Source organism: Actinosynnema sp. NPDC053489, assembly GCF_044544865.1.
Classification (GTDB): Bacteria; Actinomycetota; Actinomycetes; order Mycobacteriales; family Pseudonocardiaceae; genus Actinosynnema.
Genome location: NZ_JBITXT010000006.1, coordinates 188,098 through 206,341, shown reverse-complemented (window position 1 = coordinate 206,341; position 18,244 = coordinate 188,098). Strand labels below are relative to the sequence as shown.

Annotated in this window: 18 protein-coding genes and 1 tRNA gene; 12 read left to right on the top strand and 7 right to left on the bottom strand. The window is 72.8% G+C overall.

The annotated features are described in order from the left end of the window. Positions 1-139 precede the first annotated feature (139 nt). Positions 140-460, top strand: a complete 321-nt coding sequence (locus tag ACIGNX_RS15805; RefSeq protein WP_396540488.1) for a hypothetical protein — start codon at positions 140-142, stop codon at positions 458-460. Between the two features lie 13 nt (positions 461-473). Continuing rightward, a complete protein-coding gene (locus tag ACIGNX_RS15800) occupies positions 474-836 on the top strand; it encodes a hypothetical protein (protein WP_396540486.1) in 363 nt (120 codons plus the stop codon). 253 nt (positions 837-1,089) lie between these two features. Here ACIGNX_RS15800 and ACIGNX_RS15795 read toward each other — a convergent pair whose 3' ends face one another. Genes ACIGNX_RS15795 through ACIGNX_RS15785 form a run of 3 tightly spaced genes read right to left on the bottom strand, consistent with a single transcriptional unit; the run spans position 1,090 to position 4,356 of the window. After that, positions 1,090-1,881 (bottom strand): SDR family NAD(P)-dependent oxidoreductase, encoded by a 792-nt coding sequence (locus tag ACIGNX_RS15795; protein ID WP_396540484.1) that lies wholly within the window; start codon positions 1,879-1,881, stop codon positions 1,090-1,092. A gap of 10 nt (positions 1,882-1,891) precedes the next feature. Continuing rightward, on the bottom strand, positions 1,892-3,064 hold the full coding sequence (locus ACIGNX_RS15790) for an MFS transporter (protein ID WP_396541051.1): 1,173 nt from the start codon (positions 3,062-3,064) through the stop codon (positions 1,892-1,894). Positions 3,065-3,111: 47 nt separating this feature from the next. Then, on the bottom strand, positions 3,112-4,356 hold the full coding sequence (locus tag ACIGNX_RS15785; RefSeq protein WP_396540482.1) for a glycoside hydrolase family 1 protein: 1,245 nt from the start codon (positions 4,354-4,356) through the stop codon (positions 3,112-3,114). 67 nt (positions 4,357-4,423) lie between these two features. Here ACIGNX_RS15785 and ACIGNX_RS15780 point away from each other — a divergent pair, with 67 nt between their 5' ends. Then, on the top strand, positions 4,424-5,074 hold the full coding sequence (locus ACIGNX_RS15780; protein WP_396540480.1) for a TetR/AcrR family transcriptional regulator: 651 nt from the start codon (positions 4,424-4,426) through the stop codon (positions 5,072-5,074). A 4-nt stretch (positions 5,075-5,078) separates the two neighbouring features. Here ACIGNX_RS15780 and ACIGNX_RS15775 read toward each other — a convergent pair whose 3' ends face one another. Beyond that, positions 5,079-6,266 carry an amino acid deaminase/aldolase gene (locus ACIGNX_RS15775; protein WP_396540478.1) on the bottom strand — a complete coding sequence of 396 codons (1,188 nt, stop codon included), beginning with the start codon at positions 6,264-6,266 and terminating at the stop codon, positions 5,079-5,081. Between the two features lie 73 nt (positions 6,267-6,339). Between ACIGNX_RS15775 and ACIGNX_RS15770 the strand changes: the two genes are divergently transcribed. Genes ACIGNX_RS15770 through ACIGNX_RS15760 form a run of 3 tightly spaced genes read left to right on the top strand, consistent with a single transcriptional unit; the run spans position 6,340 to position 8,852 of the window. Continuing rightward, positions 6,340-7,617 carry a D-arabinono-1,4-lactone oxidase gene (locus ACIGNX_RS15770; RefSeq protein ID WP_396540476.1) on the top strand — a complete coding sequence of 426 codons (1,278 nt, stop codon included), beginning with the start codon at positions 6,340-6,342 and terminating at the stop codon, positions 7,615-7,617. Positions 7,618-7,649: 32 nt separating this feature from the next. Then, complete coding sequence (locus ACIGNX_RS15765) at positions 7,650-8,264, top strand: TetR/AcrR family transcriptional regulator (protein WP_396540474.1); 615 nt, start codon at positions 7,650-7,652, stop codon at positions 8,262-8,264. Between the two features lie 45 nt (positions 8,265-8,309). After that, complete coding sequence (locus tag ACIGNX_RS15760; RefSeq protein WP_396540472.1) at positions 8,310-8,852, top strand: anthrone oxygenase family protein; 543 nt, start codon at positions 8,310-8,312, stop codon at positions 8,850-8,852. Here the strand turns inward: ACIGNX_RS15760 and ACIGNX_RS15755 are convergent. The 3 genes from ACIGNX_RS15755 to ACIGNX_RS15745 all read right to left on the bottom strand — a co-directional run bounded on the left by ACIGNX_RS15755 (position 8,807) and on the right by ACIGNX_RS15745 (position 10,597). Further along, on the bottom strand, positions 8,807-9,439 hold the full coding sequence (locus tag ACIGNX_RS15755; protein ID WP_396540470.1) for an NAD(P)-binding oxidoreductase: 633 nt from the start codon (positions 9,437-9,439) through the stop codon (positions 8,807-8,809). The two genes, ACIGNX_RS15760 and ACIGNX_RS15755, sit on opposite strands and share 46 nt — an antisense overlap. A gap of 14 nt (positions 9,440-9,453) precedes the next feature. Then, complete coding sequence (locus tag ACIGNX_RS15750; protein ID WP_396540468.1) at positions 9,454-10,071, bottom strand: hypothetical protein; 618 nt, start codon at positions 10,069-10,071, stop codon at positions 9,454-9,456. Between the two features lie 440 nt (positions 10,072-10,511). Beyond that, positions 10,512-10,597, bottom strand: a tRNA-Leu gene (locus ACIGNX_RS15745). Positions 10,598-10,712: 115 nt separating this feature from the next. On the opposite strand from ACIGNX_RS15745, the gene ACIGNX_RS15740 reads away from it, so the two are divergent. The 6 genes from ACIGNX_RS15740 to ACIGNX_RS15715 all read left to right on the top strand — a co-directional run bounded on the left by ACIGNX_RS15740 (position 10,713) and on the right by ACIGNX_RS15715 (position 18,211). Continuing rightward, positions 10,713-11,885, top strand: a complete 1,173-nt coding sequence (locus ACIGNX_RS15740) for a DUF3662 and FHA domain-containing protein (RefSeq protein WP_396540466.1) — start codon at positions 10,713-10,715, stop codon at positions 11,883-11,885. Positions 11,886-11,955: 70 nt separating this feature from the next. Continuing rightward, positions 11,956-12,417, top strand: coding sequence for an FHA domain-containing protein (locus ACIGNX_RS15735; RefSeq protein WP_396540464.1), 462 nt, complete (start codon positions 11,956-11,958; stop codon positions 12,415-12,417). Further along, positions 12,414-13,850, top strand: a complete 1,437-nt coding sequence (locus tag ACIGNX_RS15730; protein WP_396540462.1) for a PP2C family protein-serine/threonine phosphatase — start codon at positions 12,414-12,416, stop codon at positions 13,848-13,850. Before ACIGNX_RS15735 ends, ACIGNX_RS15730 begins: the two co-directional genes overlap by 4 nt. Positions 13,851-13,854: 4 nt before the next feature. Beyond that, positions 13,855-15,315, top strand: a complete 1,461-nt coding sequence (locus ACIGNX_RS15725) for an FtsW/RodA/SpoVE family cell cycle protein (RefSeq protein WP_396540460.1) — start codon at positions 13,855-13,857, stop codon at positions 15,313-15,315. Next, positions 15,312-16,775 carry a peptidoglycan D,D-transpeptidase FtsI family protein gene (locus ACIGNX_RS15720; RefSeq protein WP_396540458.1) on the top strand — a complete coding sequence of 488 codons (1,464 nt, stop codon included), beginning with the start codon at positions 15,312-15,314 and terminating at the stop codon, positions 16,773-16,775. Before ACIGNX_RS15725 ends, ACIGNX_RS15720 begins: the two co-directional genes overlap by 4 nt. After that, positions 16,775-18,211, top strand: a complete 1,437-nt coding sequence (locus ACIGNX_RS15715; RefSeq protein ID WP_396540456.1) for a serine/threonine-protein kinase — start codon at positions 16,775-16,777, stop codon at positions 18,209-18,211. The genes ACIGNX_RS15720 and ACIGNX_RS15715 overlap by 1 nt, the downstream gene beginning before the upstream one ends. Positions 18,212-18,244: the final 33 nt, after the last annotated feature.

Genomic DNA, 18,244 nt, shown 5'->3' with positions numbered 1-18,244 from the left:
CGAGGCTGATCGGCCCTGCCGAACTCCGCTGACCGCTTACCGTGGAACGGCCACCGGCCAGCGCTGTGACGTCCCGATCCGGCGTGAATCATCGCAATCTGGGTTCCGGTAAGCGAGCGAGCACGGAGAGGACACGGTCGTGGAGCTGATCGAGCGGGCGGTGACCACCCCTGGTGGGTCGGCCGCGCCCGTCGGCGCCGCGGCCGCCCCTCCCGCACCCCTGGCCGTCCGGGAGTCGACCGACCTCGACCCCGGGTGGCGCGGCACGACCGGGCACCGTCGCTGGTGGCGCATCCGCTGCAGCGACGTGGTCGACCGGGAGCGCTGCCTCACCGTGGTGGTCGACCGGGGCCGCGTGGTCCTGGTCGGCCCGCCCGGTGAGACGGCGGTCCTCTCGGCCGACCAGCTCGGGCAACTCAGGGCCGCGCTCCGTGAAGCCGCCGAGCAGGCGGAAAGGTGACGGTGACGTTTCGGTGGACGAGATCCTCGGACAAGTTCTTCGCAACGCGGTGTGGGAGCGGCTGGACCTGCTCACGGAGCTGGCCAACGAAGCCGACGCCCCGTCCCTGCTGTCGGTGGCGCGGTCCGAGCTGCCTCGGCTGACCGAGGGGTGGCGGGCCCTGCTCGCCGCGCACGAACCGGACGAGAAGGGCAACTGCCCGGAGTGCTCCGGGCGGTGGCGGCAGCAGAAGAGCCCCTGCTCGGTGTGGCGCGCCGCGTACGAACACCTGGTCGCGGGCGGCCTCGCGCCGCGGCCCGCTCGGCACCTCCGCTCGGCGCCGGTGACCCCTCCGGTCACCCGGTCCCGCCGGGGAGTGGTGGTGCGAGCCCACTGACGGGCGGCCCCGACCTGTCGTTCCCCCGACGCGACCAGGTCGAGCACCCGCCTACTGGCCGGCGGTCCGGGACGTGCGAACCCCCGACCGCGACGAACGGACCGCCGGCCGGCCGAAAACCCCGCCAGGGGGACAACTCCACAGACATCCGCGGGCCGGTGTCGTGCACACCTTCCCTCCCCGACCGGCACCGGTCCGCGGGCACCAACCCGGCCCGGACGCCCGCACCTCCCGCGCGGACGTCCGGGCCGTTTCAGCGGTGGGTGCCGGTGCGCCAGGTCAGGTAGCCGGTGAGGCCGGGGAACAGCCGCCCGGCCAGGTCGAACGCCCTGAGCTGCCACGGGAAGACGACCTCGGCGCGCTCCCGCCGCACGGCGTCGGCGATCCGCGCGGCCACCTGCTCCGGCGTGACGGTCGGGATCACCCGGGCCAGCGCCGGTATCCGCTCCTCCGCGCCGGGGTTGTTGGCGAAGTAGCGGCTGCTCACCTTGCCCGGCACGACCTCGCTCACCCCGACGCCGGTGCCGCGCAGGTCCAGCCGCAGCGCCGCGGTCAGCCCCCGCAGCGCGTAGCGGGCCGCCGCGTACCCCGTCGCGCCGGGGATGGGCAGGCGGGAGACCGGGGAGTTGACGTTGACCACGCGCCCCGAGCCGCGCGCCCGCATCCCCGGCAGGAACTCCCTGGTCAGGTGCAGCGCGGCGGTGAAGGGCAGGGCGATCATCCCGGCCAGCTCGGCGGTCGGCGTGTCGTCCAGGAACAGCCAGCGGCCGACGCCCGCGTTGTTGACGAGCACGTCGGGCACGCCGACGAGGTCGTGGACCCGTGCGGCGAGCGCGGGGATCCCGTCGACGTCCGCGAGGTCGGCGGGCACGGCGAGCGCACGCCCGCCGATCGCCGTGATCCGCTCGACCTGCTCGTCGAGCGCTTCGGCGCCGCGCGCCACGAGCACGACGACCGAACCGAGGCCCGCGAGCGTCCGCGCGGTCGCCGCGCCGATCCCCTGCGAAGCGCCGGTCACCACCACCGTCTTGCCGGCCAACCGCACCGAACTCCCCCTAAGCCACCGAACGGACCCTGGTCACGAGCACCGCCGCGCACAGCGTGGCGGCGGCCGACACGGCGAACAGCCCCCGGTAGCCGCCCAGCGACGCCAGCACGGCGGTCGTCAGCAGGGGCGCGACCACCTGGGGCAGCGAGTTGGCGGTGTTGAGCACGCCGAGGTCCTTGGCGCGGTCCGAGGCGGCGGGCAGCACCTGCGTCAGCAGGGCCAGCGCGACCGCCCAGTAGCCGCCGAAGCCGACGCCGAGCAGCGGCGCGGCGACGAGGGCGGCGGGCCACGTCGGCCAGACCACGAGCAGCAGCGCGGCCACCGCCATCACGCCCGCCGCCAGCAGCACGTACGGCTTGCGGGCGCCGGTGCGGTCGGAGTGGGCGCCGACGGCGAACGCGCCGCCGGCCAGCGCCACGCCGTAGAGCAGCATCAGCACCAGCAGGCCGTCCTCGGGCGAGGGGTGCCGGACCACGTCGCCGAGGAAGTACAGCAGGTAGAGGGTGCCGAACGCGTTCCCGAGGTTGATCATGAAGTGGGCGCACCAGGCCCAGGCGAAGTCGGGGTGCCGCCGGGGCGACACCCACAGCTCGCGCCACCGCAGCGGCGGGCGGGCGGCGAGGGGCAGCCGGGCGTCCGGGGTGATCAGCACGAACGCCAGCGCGCCCGCCACGACCAGGGCCGCGCACGCCAGGTAACCCGCCGCGAGACCGCTGACCAGGACCGTCACCACGACCGCGCCGAGCACGGTGCCGAGCATCTGGGAGGTGCCGACGAGGCCGCCGACCTTGGCCCGCTGCCGCACGGGCACCCGGTCGGGCACGGCGGAGGTGAGGCTCGCGAGCATGCCGTTCAGCCCGGCCTGCACGAGGCACCACCCGGTCACCATCACCCCGACGGAGGACGCGGAGGACAGGACCACGAGGCCGGCCGCGCCGAGCAGCGCGCCGGCGAGCGTCCACGGGTGCCGGCGGCCGAACCGGGACGTGGTGCGGTCCGACGACAGCCCGATCAGCGGGTTGGCGATCAGCGCCACGAGCGCGCCGATGCCCGTGACCAGGCCGAACACCGCTTCTTTGTCGGCGGCGCGCAGCAGTTCCGCCTGCTGCGGCAGCAGCACCTGGATGGGCGCGTAGATGCCGAGCCACAGGCCGAGGTTGGCCAGGAACAGCCACGTCATCCACGAACGGCGGACCGGGACGACCGGTTCCGCCAGCGCCTCGGCGGTCACCTCCTGATCCGATCGCGGTACCACCCGTACGAGGCGCGGGGCGTGCGCTGCTGGGTCTCGTAGTCGACGTGGACGAGGCCGAACCGCTGCGAGTAGCCCGAGTCCCACTCGAAGTTGTCCATGAGGGACCACACGAAGTACCCGCGCACGTCGGACTTCAGGGCCTCCTCCAGGTGCGCGTCGAGGTAGGCGATGCGCTCCGCGTCGTCCGGTGAGTGCGGGTAGCTGCACCCGTTCTCGGTCACGTACACGGGAGGCAAGTCGACAAAGCGATTTCGCAACAGGGAGATCGTCTCGGACAGCCCGGACGGCACCACCGGCCAGCCGAAGCCGGTCTTCGGGTACTCCTCGATGTCGACCAGCTCGAACGGCAGCGGGTTGCCCTCCGAGGGCAGGCGCAGCCGGGTCGGGTTGTAGTAGTTCACGCCGTAGAAGTCGAGCGGCTCGGAGGTGATCGCCAGGTCGCCGTCCACGATCGGCAAGCGGTCGGCCAGCGAGTCCGGGTAGCGGCCGGCGAGCTGCGCGTCGGCGTAGAGCCAGTTGTGCAGCTCGGAGTACGCCTCGGCGGCCGGGCCGTCGTCGGGGCCGGCGGGCCACGCGGGCGTGTGGTTGTTGGCGGTGCCCACGGCACGGGCGCCCTCGGCCCGCAGCGCCCGCACGGCCAGGCCGTGCGCCAGGTTGAGGTGGTGCGCGGTCGGCAGCGCGTCGTACAGCAGTGACTTGCCCGGCGCGTGCTGCCCGGTGGCGTACCCGAGCAGGGTCACCATCGCCGGCTCGTTGACCGGGATCCACAGCGCGACCCGGTCGGCCAGGCGGGCGGCGACCTCGGCGGCGTAGTCGGCGAACCTGAGGGCGGTGCGGCGGTCGAGCCAGCCGCCCTCCCGCTCGACCTCCAGCGGGGTGTCCCAGTGGTACAGCGTGACGACGGGTGCGATGCCGGCTTCCAGCAGCTCGTCCACCAGCCGGTCGTAGAAGGCGAGGTCGCCGGCGAGGACCCGCGGCCACGACACGGAGAACCGGTAGGCGTTCACGCCGAGGGACCGCATCAGCCCGACGTCCTCGCGGTAGCGGCGGTAGTGGTCGCACGCCGTGGCCGCGTCGTGCCCCCCGAACGCCGGGAAGCCGTCCCACACGGACGGTCGCCTGCCGGCGGCGGTGAAGGAGCCCTCGATCTGGAAGGCGGAGGTCGACACGCCCCAGAGGAAGTCGTCGGACGGGGTCACTCGCGCCTCCCAGAACATGAAAGTGATTCGGATCGTAGGCGTGTTGCGGCCCGATGTGAAGTGGAATGGTCCAGCACCGGGCACTATGGAGACCCGCCACCCAGCAAGCAGGAGAGTCGCCGTGACCAGTACGACCCCGCTGCGCCGCCAGCCGGTGCAGCAGCGCAGCGCCAAGCGCGTCGAGCGGATGCTCGAAGCCTGCGCCCAGCTCATCGAGGAGGTCGGGTACGACGGAGTCACCACGACGCTGATCGCCGAACGCGCGGGCGTCGCCGTCGGCTCGCTCTACCAGTTCTTCCCGGACAAGCGGGCGGTCGTGCAGGCGCTGACCCTGCGCAACCTGGAGAAGTTCATCCAGACGGTGGACGGCCGGTTCACCTCGACCACCCTCGACCACTGGTGGGACGCCGTCGACTCGATCTTCGACGTGTACGTCTCGATGCACCGCGAGGTGCCCGCGTTCTCGAAGCTGCACTTCGGCGACGTGGTCGACATGCGGCTGCTCGACGACCGGCGCGACAACAACACGGTCATCTCCGACCGCATCGCGGAGATGATCTCGGCCAAGTTCGACATCCCGCTCGCCGAGCTCGAACTGCCGATCTCGATCGCGGTCGAGGCGGCGGACGGGGTGCTGAACCTCGCGTTCCGCCGCGACCCAGCGGGCGACCAGCGCATCCTGGACGAGGCCAAGGTGATGGTCCGGGGCTACCTGTCGACCAGGCTGCCCGACTAGTCCTTCAGCCGAACGAGTGACCTTCGCCCCGGTAGGTGGGAACGGTCCGCTCGACCACGCCCCCGCGCACGACGTGGTAGTGGGTGAACCGCTCGGCCAGCTCCCCCGCCTTGGCGTGGCGCAGCCACACGCGGTCGCCCGGGCGCAGGGCGTCCGCCGCCCGGCCCACCACCGGGGTCTGCACCTCGCCCGCGCCCTCCAGCGGCAGCAGCCTCAGCCCGACCGGCAGGTACGGGCTCGGCTGGCGGTCGGCGGTCGCGGTGCCGGAGGCGATGTAGCCGCCCGAGAACAGCGTGGCCACGTGCCGCTTCGGCCGGCGCACGACCGGCAGGGCGAACAGCACGGCGGGCCTGGGCCGGAAGCCGCGGTAGCCGTCGAACAGGGTCGGGCCGATCAGGCCCGAGCCCGCGGCCAGCTCGGTGACCGACGCGTCGGCGGCGGTGACCTCCAGGCTGCCCGTGCCACCGCCGTTGACGAACTCCAGCTCGGCGACCGAGCGGACGGCGGCGACCGCGGCCGAGCGGCGCTCGACCAGCTCGGCGGCCGAGTGGCGCTGCATCCAGCGCAGTGCCGCGCCGCGCAGGGGCCTGCCCGGCGGCCGGTCGCCCAGGCCCGCGATCTGGCCCTCGTAGGCCATCACGCCGACCAGCCGGAACCCCGGCCGGCGCGCGATCGCCTCGGCGAGGGCGCGCGCGTCGCGGGCCGTGTGCACGGGTGAGCGGCGCGGGCCGACGTGCAGGCCGGGCACCGGCCGCCAGGACACGTCCAGCTCCAGGCACACCCGGATCTCCGGGTGGCCGGCGCCGAGCACGTCGGCGACCAGGTCGAGGTGCGCGGTCGAGTCGACCACGACCGTGACCCGCTCCCGCGCCCTGTCATCCTTTGCCAGCTCCACCAGCGCCGCCCGGTCGACGGTCGGGTAGGCGACCAGCAGGTCCTCGGCGAGGTCGACCGACGACAGCCACAGCGCCTCGGCCAGCGAGTAGCACATGACGCCCGCGAACCCCGGCCGCGCGAGGACCCGCTCCAGCAGCGAGCGGACCCGGACGGACTTGCTCGCCACCCGGATCGGCCGCCCGCCCGCGCGGCGCACGAGGTCGGCCGCGTTGCTGTCGAAGGCGTCCAGGTCGACGATCGCGAACGGCGGGTCGAGCTCCTCCGTCGCGGCGTCCAGGCGCGTGCGGTGCTGCATGGCCCTCACCGTACTTGAAAGGTGAATAGGTTTCACCTACGGTGCGTGCAACGCGTCACATCCGGAGGTGGGCATGGCGACCCCGTGGACCAACTGGGCCCGCACGGCGTCCGCGAACCCGCACCGGGTGGAGCACCCGGCGAGCGTCGCCGAGCTGGCCGAGGTCGTGGCCGGGGCCTCCAGTGTCCGCCCGCGCGGCAGCGGCCACTCGTTCACCGGCATCGCCGTCGCGCCCGGCGTCGCGGTCGACCTCGACGCGTGGACCGGCGTGGTCGAGGTCTCCGGCACGCTGGTCACGGTCCGGTCCGGCACCACGCTGCGGCAGCTCAACGCCCTGCTGGACGTGCTCGGGCTGGCCCTGGCCAACCTCGGCGACATCGACGCGCAGACCGTGGCCGGCGCGATCTCCACCGGCACGCACGGCACCGGCGCGAAGCTCGGCGGCCTGGCCACCCAGGTCGTGGCGCTGGAGCTGGTGCTCGCCGACGGCTCGGTGGCGCGGTGCTCGGCCGACGAGCGGCCCGAGCTGTTCCAGGCGGCCCGGGTCGGGCTCGGCGCGCTCGGCGTGATCAGCACCGTGACGCTGCGGTGCGTGCCCGCGTTCGTGCTGCACGCCCGCGAGTCCCCCGGCCGGCTCGACGCGGTGCTGGAGGAGTTCGACCACCTCACCGCGGTCGAGGACCACGTGGAGTTCCACTGGTTCCCGCACTCCGACCGGGTGATCCTGAAGCGGAACAACCGCGTCGACGGACCGCCCGCGCCGCTGTCGGCCGCACGGCGGTTCTACGAGTACGAGCTGCTGGAGAACGGCGCGTTCGGCCTGGTCTGCAGGGTGGCGAAGGCCCTGCCTGCGACCACCGGGGCGCTCAACCGGGTCTGCGGGTCGCTGATCTCCGAGCGCGACTACTCCGACGCCTCGCACCGGGTCTTCGTCACCCCCCGCCGGGTCAGGTTCGTGGAGTCCGAGTACGCGGTGCCCCGCGCGGCGGTGCACGACGTGCTGCGGGAGCTGCGCGCGGTCGTCGCCGGGCTGGACCGCGGCGTGATCGTGCCGGTCGAGGTGCGGGTGGCCCGGGGCGACGACATCTGGCTCTCCACCGCGCACGGGCGTGACACGGCTTACATCGCCGTGCACCAGTACCTCGGGATGCCGTACCGGCGTTACTTCGACGCCTTCGAGCGGATCGCGAGCGCGGTCGGCGGGCGACCCCACTGGGGCAAGATGCACTCCCTGGGCGCCGAGGCCCTGCGCGACCGCTACCCCCGCTTCGACGACTTCCGGCGGGTCCGCGCCGAGGTCGACCCGACGGGCAAGTTCACCAACACCTACCTCGACCGCGTGCTCGGCTGACCGCCCGGGCGGCCGACCGGCAGGATGGCGGGGTGACCGGCGGCGGCAGGGGGCGCGGGCGTCCCGACACGGGGGTGCGCGAGGCGATCCTGGCGGCGACCGAGGCGATCCTCGCCGAGGCGGGCGTCGCCCGGTTGTCGACCAGGGAGATCGCCCGGCGCGCGGCCGTGGCCGAGTCCAGCATCTTCTACCACTTCACCGACCGGCTCGGGCTGCTCCAGGCCGTGGTGCGGCTGCACCTGCCCCGGTACCACGAGGTGGCGGCCGAGGTCGGGCGGAGCGCGGGCGGGGGCAGCCTGCGCGACAACCTCGTCCGCCTGCTCGACGCCCTCGACGCGTACTACCGCCGGATCACGCCCATCCTCGCCGCCGTGCAGGCCGACGGGGACCTGCGCGCCCGGTTCGCCGAGCGCGGCGCCGACGGCGCGGTGGGCCCGCAGCGGGCGCTGCTGCCGGTGGTCGACTACCTGGCCGAGGAACGCCGGCTCGGTCGCGTGCGCGCCGACCTGGACCTGGAGCCGGCCGCCCTGGTCATCGTGGCGACCGCGTACCAGCGCGCGGTGTTCCACCACCTGGGCGCGCCCGGCGGGCCCGCCGACACCGGGCGGGTCGTGGACACGCTCCTACCGGCCCTGGCCACTCCCTGACCCCTCGCCCGGACGCTCCCGGCGACCCCGCGCCACCTTTACTGAGTGACTACTCAGGAAATCGCGGCGGCCCGGGCGGAGCGCTGGGCCGCGCGGGTGGCGCTGCTGTCCACCGGCCTGCTCGCCGGGACCTTCGGCTACGGGGCCGTCAACCTGGTGACCGCGTTCCACGCCGTGCCCCTCGACGTCCGGCTGACGTTCCACTCGGCGCTGATGCGGGTCAACGGGCCGGTCGTGCAGCCGGCCATGGCCGTGGCGGCGGCCGGCTCGATCGCCCTCGCCGCCCTGGCGCGCGGACGGGCGCGGGCGGCGGCGGTGACCGCCGGGGTGCTCGTGGCGACCTCGTTCCTGGTCACCCGCTTCGGCAACGTGCCCATCAACGCCCGGATCAGGCAGTGGGCCGTGACGGCGCCACCGGCCGACCACGCCGAGGTGCTGCGGCGCCGGGAGGCGTTCAACGCGGTGCGCACGGTGACCGCCCTGGTGGCGTTCCTGCTGGTCACCTGGATCGCCACCAGGTCACGGGCGGGCGGGCGCGCCGGTCAGAACGCCTCGGCGATCGGGGTGTCGCCGCTGATCAGCTCGTAGGTGCGGCGGGAGGCGCCGGGGCGGTCCAGGAGGGCCACCACGACCGTCGCGACGTCACCGCGCGGTACGGAACCCCGTAGTGGTTTCTCGGACAGCTCCACCAGGCCGGTCGGCTCGTCGTCGGTCAGCCGGCCCGGCCGCAGGATCGTCCAGTCCAGGTCGCGTTCCCGCAGGTCGTCCTCGGCGGCGCCCTTGGCCGCCAGGTAGGCGTCGAACACCTCGTCACCGGTGGTGCGGCCGATGCCGGTGGTGCTGATCTGGACGAACCGGCGCACGCCCGCCCGCTCCGCCGCCTCGGCGAACAACGCCGCCGCGGCCCGGTCCACGGTGTCCTTGCGCGCCACCCCGCTGCCCGGTCCGGCGCCCGCGGCGAAGAGCGCCGCGCCCGCGCCGGTCATCAGTTCCGCGACCGAAGCGACGTCCGTCGCCTCCAGGTCGCAGTGGACCGGGACCCCGCCCGCGTCCAGCACGTCGGCGTGGTGGTCCGGGTTGCGCACCAGCGCCGTGGCGCTGTCGCCCCTGGCGGCCAGCAGCCGCTCCACCCGCAACGCGATCTTGCCGTGCCCACCCGCGATGACTACCCGCATGGTCCGACCGTAGGTCAGGACGCGGTCGCCAGCACCTGCTCGTACACCAACTCGTTGACCCAGCGCGTGGTCGCGGTGTCCTCCACCGGCACGGTCTCGTTGCGGCCGGCCACGTCCGTGCTCAGCTGCAGCTCCTCGTCGGCCAGCAGCACCGAGACGCCGTAGCGGCGCACCCGCGGCAGGCAGTTGGCCAGGTAGTCGTGCGTGAACACGACCGACGTGGGCAGCACCGCGGCGGCGTTGCCGAAGCGGGCGAACGGCACCGCCGAGGCCAGCGCGGTCCGCCAGTGCCGGGCCACCGCCAGCACGCCCACGATCCGCACCGCGGCGGGCGGCACGCGGCCGTCCATCTCCGGCCACACCCAGGTCGACACCGTGGTGCGGTCCGTCTCCGGGCCCGCGCCCAGGCACACCCGCTCGGCGTGCGCGTCGGCGAGCAGCTCCGCCACCACGATCACCTTGCGGCCCATCAGGACCATCTCGGGCAGCACCACGCCGTGCCAGCCGAGGCGCACCGCCGCGGAGGCGGCCAGCTCCTCGACGGAACCGGGCAGTTCGGGAACCGGGATCGCGGTCGCCGACAGCGCCCTGGCGTCGTCGGTGTCCGCGATCCGTGCTGGTGTGCTGCTCACGCCAGGGCCTCCTCGGCAACCACGGCGGGCTGTCCGCCGCGTTTCGACTCGTGCTCTGGATAAGGCGTACCAGGTGGGACCGGTCGCACCCCCGGGGCGAAAGGCGGTCTGCGATCGACGGCGCCGAGCGGTCGGTAACCGGTCGGCGGCCGGTGGGGCGACTTCGGCCCGGCGGTGCTGCCGTCCGGGTGACCCCGACGGCCCGCGAAGGCCGAAAGGCTGCTCAGCGTGTGCGTCCCGCGCCTGGATCGCCGGCCCGAGAGGGGACACCGGCCCCACCGCAACCCGCAACGCCGACCGCTCGCCGCACGAAACCGACCGACCGACGCCGCCACGTCCGGCCGCGGCCGGGTGGGTGATGGACATCACGCAGGTGTGCGCGGAGCGAAAACGGGGAAAACCAAAAGTCCCACCCACTGATGTGGGTGGGACTTCCGGTTTGGTGGGCGAGGGGGGAGTTGAACCCCCACGTCCTTTCGGACACACGGACCTGAACCGTGCGCGTCTGCCATTCCGCCACTCGCCCGGAGCGACGTGGAGAACACTAGCACGGTCCACGTCCGGGTTACCAATTGCCCCGTGTACCGCCACGTCAGCCCGGATACGATCGGGTTGGAAGTCGACCGGGTCGGAGGGTTGTCGTGGGCCTCGTACAGCGCTTCGAGCGCCGTCTCGAAGGCATCGTCGGGAACACCTTCGCGCGGGTGTTCGGCGGCAACGTCGTCCCGCAGGAAGTGGCCCAGGCGCTGCAGCGCGAAGCGGAGGACAACATCCGCGAACTGGCGGGCGGCAGGCTGCTCGCCCCGAACCACTACCAGGTCCTGCTGGGTCCGCAGGACCACGACCGGCTTGCCGGGGACGGCCAGGATGAACTACGCATCACCCAGCTTCTGGGCGACTCCATCCGGGAGCACCTCGAAGAGAGCGGATGGGATACCTATGGTGACGTCGTAGTCTCCCTGAAGCGCTCCGACGCGCTGCACACGGGACAGTTCCGAACCAGCTCGTCCGTCGACCCCGACGTGAAAGTTGCCAGCCGACGGTCAGCACCACCTCGCACTGCAGGAGACGGATCCATGAGCCAGCCTCCCGGCTACGGACAAGGACAGGGCCAGCCCGCCTACGACCCCTACGCACAGGGCGGCTACGGCCAGCAGCAGCAGGGCTACGACCAGGGGTACGGCCAGCAGCCCGGTTACGACCAGGGCTACGGGCAGCAGCAGCCCGGCTACGACCAGGGCTACGGCCAGCAACCCGGGTACGACCAGGGCTACGGCCAGCAGCAGCAGGGCTACGACCAGGGCTACGGCCAGCAGCCCGGCTACGACCAGGGCTACGGGCAGCAGCAGCCCGGCTACGGCCAGCCCGGGTACGACCAGGGCTACGGCCAGCCCGGCTACGACCAGGGGTACGGGCAGCAGGGCTACGGCCAGCAGCCCGGCTACGACCAGGGCTACGGCCAGCAGGGCTACGGCGACCCGGCCCAGGGCTACGCGCCGCCCGCGGTGCAGTCCGGCCCGCGCCAGCTCAACGCGACGCTGCACCTGGACGACGGCTCCAACCGCACCTACAACCTCAAGCAGGGCGGCAACGTCGTCGGCCGCGGCCAGGAGGCGGACTTCCGGCTGCCCGACACCGGCGTCTCCAGGAGGCACCTGGAGATCACCTGGGACGGGCACAGTGCCATGCTCGCTGATCTCGGTTCGACAAACGGCACCACGGTGAACGGCACTCCAGTGCAGACTTGGCAGCTCGCGGAAGGCGACGTCGTCCGCATCGGCCACTCCTCACTGGTCTACCGCACCCAGGGCTGACCAGTAGATTCCGGGTGCGCCGATCCGGGCGCAGGCGTGACGGCACTCAAGTCAGGAGCGGTTACAACCGGTGCCAGAGCTGGTGATGCAGCTGACCAGAGCGGGTTTCCTCGTCCTGCTCTGGTTGTTCGTGTTGGCTGCGCTTCGAGTGGTCCGCTCCGACCTGTACGCGGCGTCGGGGCTCCGCGTCCCGACGCCGAAGTTCGGCAAGGGGGCCGCCAAGGCATCGAGGGGCGCCAAGGCGGCCCGGCAGCTCGTCGTCACGCACGGCGCGCTGGCGGGCACGCGGATCTCCCTGGACGGCAGGCCGATCCTGATCGGCCGCGCCGACGACTCGACGCTCGTGCTGGACGACGACTTCGCGTCCACCCGGCACGCGCGGCTGTCGATGCGCGGGACCGACTGGTACGTGGAGGACCTGGGCTCCACGAACGGCACCTACCTCGACCGGGCGAAGGTCACGGCCCCACTCCGGGTCCCGCTCGGCTCCCCGATCCGAATTGGCAAAACGGTGATCGAGCTGCGCTCATGACCCTCGTCCTCCGATACGCGGCCCGCAGCGACCGGGGCCTGGTCCGCTCGAACAACCAGGACTCCGTGTACGCGGGTCCCCGCCTGCTCGCGCTCGCCGACGGCATGGGCGGCCACGCCGCGGGCGAGGTCGCCAGCAAGGTCGTCATCGCCGCCCTGGCCCCGCTCGACGACGACGAGCCGGGCGACGACCTGCTCGGCCAGCTCCGCGACGCGGTGATCGCCGGCAACGGCGCGATCTCCGAGCTCGTGCAGAGCGACCCCGACCTGGACGGCATGGGCACCACGCTCACCGCCGTGCTGTTCGCGGGCTCGCGGCTGGGCATGGTGCACATCGGCGACTCCCGCGCCTACATGCTCCGCAACGGCACGTTCACGCAGATCACGCACGACGACACGTTCGTCCAGTCGTTGATCGACGAGGGGCGCATCACCGAGGAGGAAGCGGCCACGCACCCGCAGCGCTCGCTGCTGCTGCGCGCGTTGACCGGCCACGAGGTGGAGCCCCGGCTGATGGTGCGGGAGGCCCGGCCGGGCGACCGCTACCTGCTGTGCTCGGACGGCCTGTCCGGCGTGGTCAGCATGGAGACGCTGGAAGAGGCGATCCGCATCCCGGACCCGCAGGCGTGCGCGGACCGGATGATCGAGCTGGCGCTCAAGGGCGGCGGTCCCGACAACGTCACGGTCGTCGTCGCCGACGTGGTCGACGTGGACTTCGGGGAGGACGCGCCCATAGTGGGCGGCGCCGCCGGCGACGGCGGCGAGGACCCGCCACCCCCCGACTCGCCCGCCTCGCGGGCGAGTTCCATCACCGGGCCGCGGCCGGCGCCGCCGCGGGTCGAACCACCGCCGCCGCCGGACACCCGGCGGCGGCGCGGCAGTCGCCTCAAGGCGCTCGCCCTGGTGGTGTTCCTGCTCCTGCTGGTGGTCGCGGCGGGACTGGGCACGCGCTGGTACGTGCTGCGGCAGTACTACGTCGGCACCGCGGACAACGGCGAGGTGTCGGTGTTCCGGGGCGTGACCGGCAGCGTGTTCGGCTTCGACCTGCACCGCAAGGTGGAGGGTTCGTGCCCGCCGGGCGCGCAGGCGTGCGAGCCGATCACCGTGGACGACCTGAAGGTCGCCACCCGCGACGTCGTGCGCAACGGCATCACCGACGTGGACGGCCTGGAGGGCGCCCGGGAGGCGATCCGCCGGCTGCGCACCGAGCAGACGCTGCCGTTCTGCCCGAAGGACGCCGTCGGGACCAACCCCGGGTCGACCGGGACGGCGACGACGACCACGCCCACCCCGGTGACGACCACCGCCCCGGTGACGACCACCGCGCCGGCGTCGGCGACCTCGACCGAGGCGCCCGCGTCCACCACCGTGGAGGGCACCCCCCTCACCACGCCCGTGCAGAAGCCGGGCACGGATTGCCGAAAGGGTCAGTAGTCGCATGGGATCGCCGGTCCCCGGCGCTGAGGGCACACCGCTCGCGGCGAGCAGCACGTCGCCCGGGTTGAAGCCGCCCACGCGACGCAGCACCGAACTGTTGATGCTCGCGTTCGCCGCCATGCTGGTGACGGGCGCGCTCATCCTGGTCGAGGCCAACCAGGAGCAGGAACTCAGCCTGCGGATCCTGTGGCTGGGCCTGGCCTACCTGGGCGTGCTGACCGTGGCGCACCTCGCGGTGCGGCGGTGGGCGCCGTACGCCGACCCGGTGATCATGCCGTGCGTCGCGCTGCTCAACGGCCTGGGCCTGGTCATGGTCTACCGGGTCGACCTGGCCATGGCGGACGTGCAGCTGCCGGGCAACACCGTGTGGGAGCCCGTCGCGTCGAAGCAGGTCTTGTGGACGGCGATCGCGCTGGTGCTGTTCTGCACCGTGCTCAAGGTGCTGTCCGACCACCGCACGCTGGCCCGGTACGGCTACACCGCGGGCCTGCTCGGCCTGGTCGCGCTGGTGCTGCCCGGCGTGCTGCCGAGCTTCATCGCGCCGGAGATCAACGGCGCGAAGATCTGGCTGAGCTTCGGCGCGTTCTCCATCCAGCCGGGCGAGTTCGCGAAGATCCTGCTGATGGTGTTCTTCGCCGCGTTCCTGGTCTCCAAGCGCGACCTGTTCACCATCGCGGGCCGCCGGGTCCTCGGCCTGGACCTGCCGCGCGCCCGCGACCTCGGCCCGCTGATCGCCGCGTGGGCCGTCGGCGTGAGCATCATGGTGCTCCAGAAGGACCTGGGCAGCTCGCTGCTGTTCTTCGGCATCGTGCTGGTGCTGCTGTACGTGGCGACCGAGCGGGCCGCGTGGGTCGTCCTGGGCGTGATGATGTTCTGCGTCGGCGCGGTCGTGGCGTGGCGGCTGTTCGGCCACGTGCAGATCCGGGTGCAGAACTGGCTGGACCCGTTCGCGGACCCGTCGGGCACGGGCTACCAGATCGTGCAGTCGCTGTTCGGGCTGGGCACGGGCGGGCTGTTCGGCGCGGGCCTGGGCGGCGGGCGGCCGGACCAGATCCCGGAGGCCAACACCGACTTCATCACCGCGGTGATCGGCGAGGAGCTGGGCTTCGTCGGCCTGTCCGCCGTGCTGCTGATCTACACCGTGTTCGCGATGCGCGGCCTGCGCACCGCGCTCGCCGTGCGCGACACGTTCGGCAAGCTGCTGGGCGGCGGTCTGGCGTTCGCCGTGGCGTTCCAGATCTTCATCGTCGTCGGCGGCGTGACGAAGCTGATCCCGATGACGGGCATCACCGCGCCGTTCCTGTCCAAGGGCGGCTCGTCGCTGCTGGCCAACTACATCCTGGTGGCACTGCTCCTGCGCATCTCGGACGCGGCGCGCGCGCCGAAGTCCACGCCGAAGCCGCGGCCGCAGCAGCCGGCCATCGCCGACCAGTTCACTGTCATGGTGGAGCGTCCGAAATGAACACACCGCTCCGCCGGGTCGGCCTCGCCATGATGGCGATGATGCTCCTGCTGTTGGGCAACGCCACGTACGTGCAGGTCATCAAGGCCGACGACTACCGCAAGGACCCGCTGAACCGGCGGGTGATCCTGGACCAGTACTCGCGGGAGCGCGGCCAGATCATCGCCGCCGACGGCACGCCGCTGGCCAGCGTGCAGCGGGTCGACGACCGGTTGAAGTACCTGCGGACCTACGCCAACGGCCCGGCGTTCGCGCCGGTGACCGGCTACTTCTCCACCCTGTACGGCGCGGGCGGCATGGAACGCGCCGAGGACGACCTGCTCAACGGCTCCGACGACCGGCTGTTCGCCCGCCGGGTGTCGGACCTGATCACGGGCCGCGACCCGAAGGGCGGCAGCCTCCAGCTGACCATCGACGCGAAGCTCCAGCAGGCCGCGTACGAGCGGTTGCAGGGCGTGACCGGCACGGTGGTGGCGATCCGGCCGCAGACCGGGGAGATCCTGGCCATGGCCAGCACCCCGTCCTACGACCCGAACGTGCTGGCCAGCCACGACGTCGACGCGCAGGAAGAGGCCTGGACCGGCTACGACGCCGATCGGAACAAGCCGATGCTCAACCGCGCGGTGCACGAGAACTACCCGCCCGGTTCGACGTTCAAGCTGGTGGTCACGGCGGCGGCGCTGGCCGAGGGCAAGAACAAGGACACCCAGGTCGACGGCCGCCCGGTGATCACCCTGCCGGGCACCGACACCCCCCTGCCGAACTTCAACGACACCGTCTGCGGCAACGGCGTGACCGCCACGCTCCAGGAGGCGCTGGCGAAGTCGTGCAACACGGCGTTCGCGGTGCTGGCCGCGGAGCTGGGCCCGGACAAGCTGCGCGACCAGGCGGCGAAGTTCGGCATCGGCGAGCAGGACCTGTCGATCCCGCTGTCGGTGGTGCCCTCGACGCTCGGCCCGATGTCGGACAAGCCGTCGGTCTACCAGACCGGCATCGGCCAGAAGGACGTCCGGGTGACGCCCCTGGTCAACGCGGTGCTGGCGGCGACCATCGCCAACGGCGGCGTGCGGATGCGGCCGCACCTGGTCGGCAAGGTCCTCGCGCCCGACCTCCAGGTGATCAGCGAGACCAAGCCGGACGAGGCCGACGAGGCGATGGAGCCCGAGCAGGCCAAGGCGCTGCGCGACATGATGATCGCCTCGGAGAACAACACCGGTGGCGGCGGCAAGCTCAGCGGCGTCACCGTCGCGTCCAAGACGGGCACCGCCGAGCACGGCGACGACGTCCGCTCGACCAACCCGCACGCCTGGTACGTGGCGTTCGCGCCGGCCGAGAAGCCCGAGATCGCGATCGCGGTGATCGTGGAGAACGGCGGTCAGCAGGGCCTGTCCGCCACCGGTGGCCGGGTGGCCGCGCCGATCGGTCGCGCGGTCATCGGCGCCTACCTCGGGGGCCGCTGATGCTGACCTCCGGCCAGTTGCTCGCCGAGCGGTACCGCTTGAGCAAGCGGATCGCCGTCGGCGGCATGGGCGAGGTCTGGGAGGCCGACGACACCCGGCTGGACCGCAAGGTCGCGGTGAAGGTGCTCAAGGCGGAGCTGAGCGGCGACGCCGAGTTCCTCAACCGGTTCCGCATCGAGGCGCGCACCACCGCCTCGCTCAACCACCCCGGCATCGCCGCGGTGCACGACTACGGCGAGACGGCGTCGATCCCGGACGGGCCGGAGGACACGGCCTACCTGGTGATGGAGCTGGTGGAGGGCGAGCCGCTGGCCGCCATCATCGCCCGCGGCAGGCTGAACGCGGACCGCACGCTGGACGTGCTGGAGCAGGCGGGCAACGCGTTGCAGGCCGCGCACGAGCGCGGGCTGGTGCACCGGGACGTGAAGCCGGGCAACATCCTGGTGACGCCGACCGGCAAGGTGAAGATCACCGACTTCGGCATCGCGAAGGCCGCCGACGCGGCGCCCGTGACGCACAGCGGCATGGTGATGGGCACGGCCCACTACATCGCGCCGGAGCAGGCGCTGGGCCACGCCGCCGAGCCCGCGTCGGACGTGTACGCGCTCGCGGTGTGCGGCTACGAGTGCCTGACCGGGCACCGGCCGTTCCTGTCGGAGAACGCGGTGACGGTCGCCATGATGCACATCCGCGACCTCGCGCCGCCGCTGCCGCCGGACGTGCCGCCGGGCCCGCGGGCGCTGATCGAGGCGACCCTGGTCAAGGACCCCCGCCAGCGCTACCGCAACGGCGGCGAGTTCGCGTCGGCGGTGAGCGCGGTGCGGGCCGGCCAGCCGCTGCCGGCCCCGTCGGGCCTCGCGATGGCGGTCGGCGCGCCCCTGGCCGCGCCGATGACGCCGCCAGCGCAGCGCACCCCGCCGGGCACCCCGCCGGGCATGCCGGTGACCCACCCGGGGTCGCGCCCGGGCATGCAACCCGTCCCACCAGCCGTGAGCTCTCCGCACACGGGTGCTTTCGGTCCGTTGCCGCCCGGCGCGCGGCCACCGGGGCGCAACCGCGCCGTGCTGTGGGTTATGGTCGCTGTGCTGGTGGCCGCGCTGCTGGTGCTGGGCCTGGTCGTCCTGCGGTGGGCGCTGAAGGACGACGAGGTGCCCGGCGGGGCGAACCAGCAGGGCACCACGAGCGCCCGCCCGTTGGACGACTCGACCGATCGCCTCCCCGGCAAACCGAAGGTGACGATCAAGGAATCCGACTACGTCGACCGGCCGGTGGACGAAGTCGCGAAGGTGCTGTCCGGGCACGGCCTGGAACCCGAGGTGCGCTCCGAGGACGGGGGCGCGCCGCGGGACCCGGCGCGGTGCCTGGTGTCGGACGTGGCGCCGACCGGTGAGGTCTCGATCGGCTCACGGGTGACGGTGACGTGCGTGCCGACTTGATGACCGGGCGGCACGGAAGCGAACGCAAGGCTT

Bases quoted from the DNA above. Each gene is read 5' to 3' on its own strand.
- ACIGNX_RS15715 (WP_396540456.1), top strand. From the start codon at position 16,775: ATGCTGACCTCCGGCCAGTTGCTCGCCGAGCGGTACCGCTTGAGCAAG.
- ACIGNX_RS15755 (WP_396540470.1), bottom strand. From the start codon at position 9,439: ATGCGGGTAGTCATCGCGGGTGGGCACGGCAAGATCGCGTTGCGGGTG.
- ACIGNX_RS15770 (WP_396540476.1), top strand. From the start codon at position 6,340: ATGGCGACCCCGTGGACCAACTGGGCCCGCACGGCGTCCGCGAACCCG.
- ACIGNX_RS15730 (WP_396540462.1), top strand. From the start codon at position 12,414: ATGACCCTCGTCCTCCGATACGCGGCCCGCAGCGACCGGGGCCTGGTC.
- ACIGNX_RS15785 (WP_396540482.1), bottom strand. From the start codon at position 4,356: ATGTTCTGGGAGGCGCGAGTGACCCCGTCCGACGACTTCCTCTGGGGC.
- ACIGNX_RS15725 (WP_396540460.1), top strand. From the start codon at position 13,855: ATGGGATCGCCGGTCCCCGGCGCTGAGGGCACACCGCTCGCGGCGAGC.
- ACIGNX_RS15780 (WP_396540480.1), top strand. From the start codon at position 4,424: ATGGAGACCCGCCACCCAGCAAGCAGGAGAGTCGCCGTGACCAGTACG.
- ACIGNX_RS15790 (WP_396541051.1), bottom strand. From the start codon at position 3,064: ATGACGTGGCTGTTCCTGGCCAACCTCGGCCTGTGGCTCGGCATCTAC.
- ACIGNX_RS15775 (WP_396540478.1), bottom strand. From the start codon at position 6,266: ATGCAGCACCGCACGCGCCTGGACGCCGCGACGGAGGAGCTCGACCCG.
- ACIGNX_RS15720 (WP_396540458.1), top strand. From the start codon at position 15,312: ATGAACACACCGCTCCGCCGGGTCGGCCTCGCCATGATGGCGATGATG.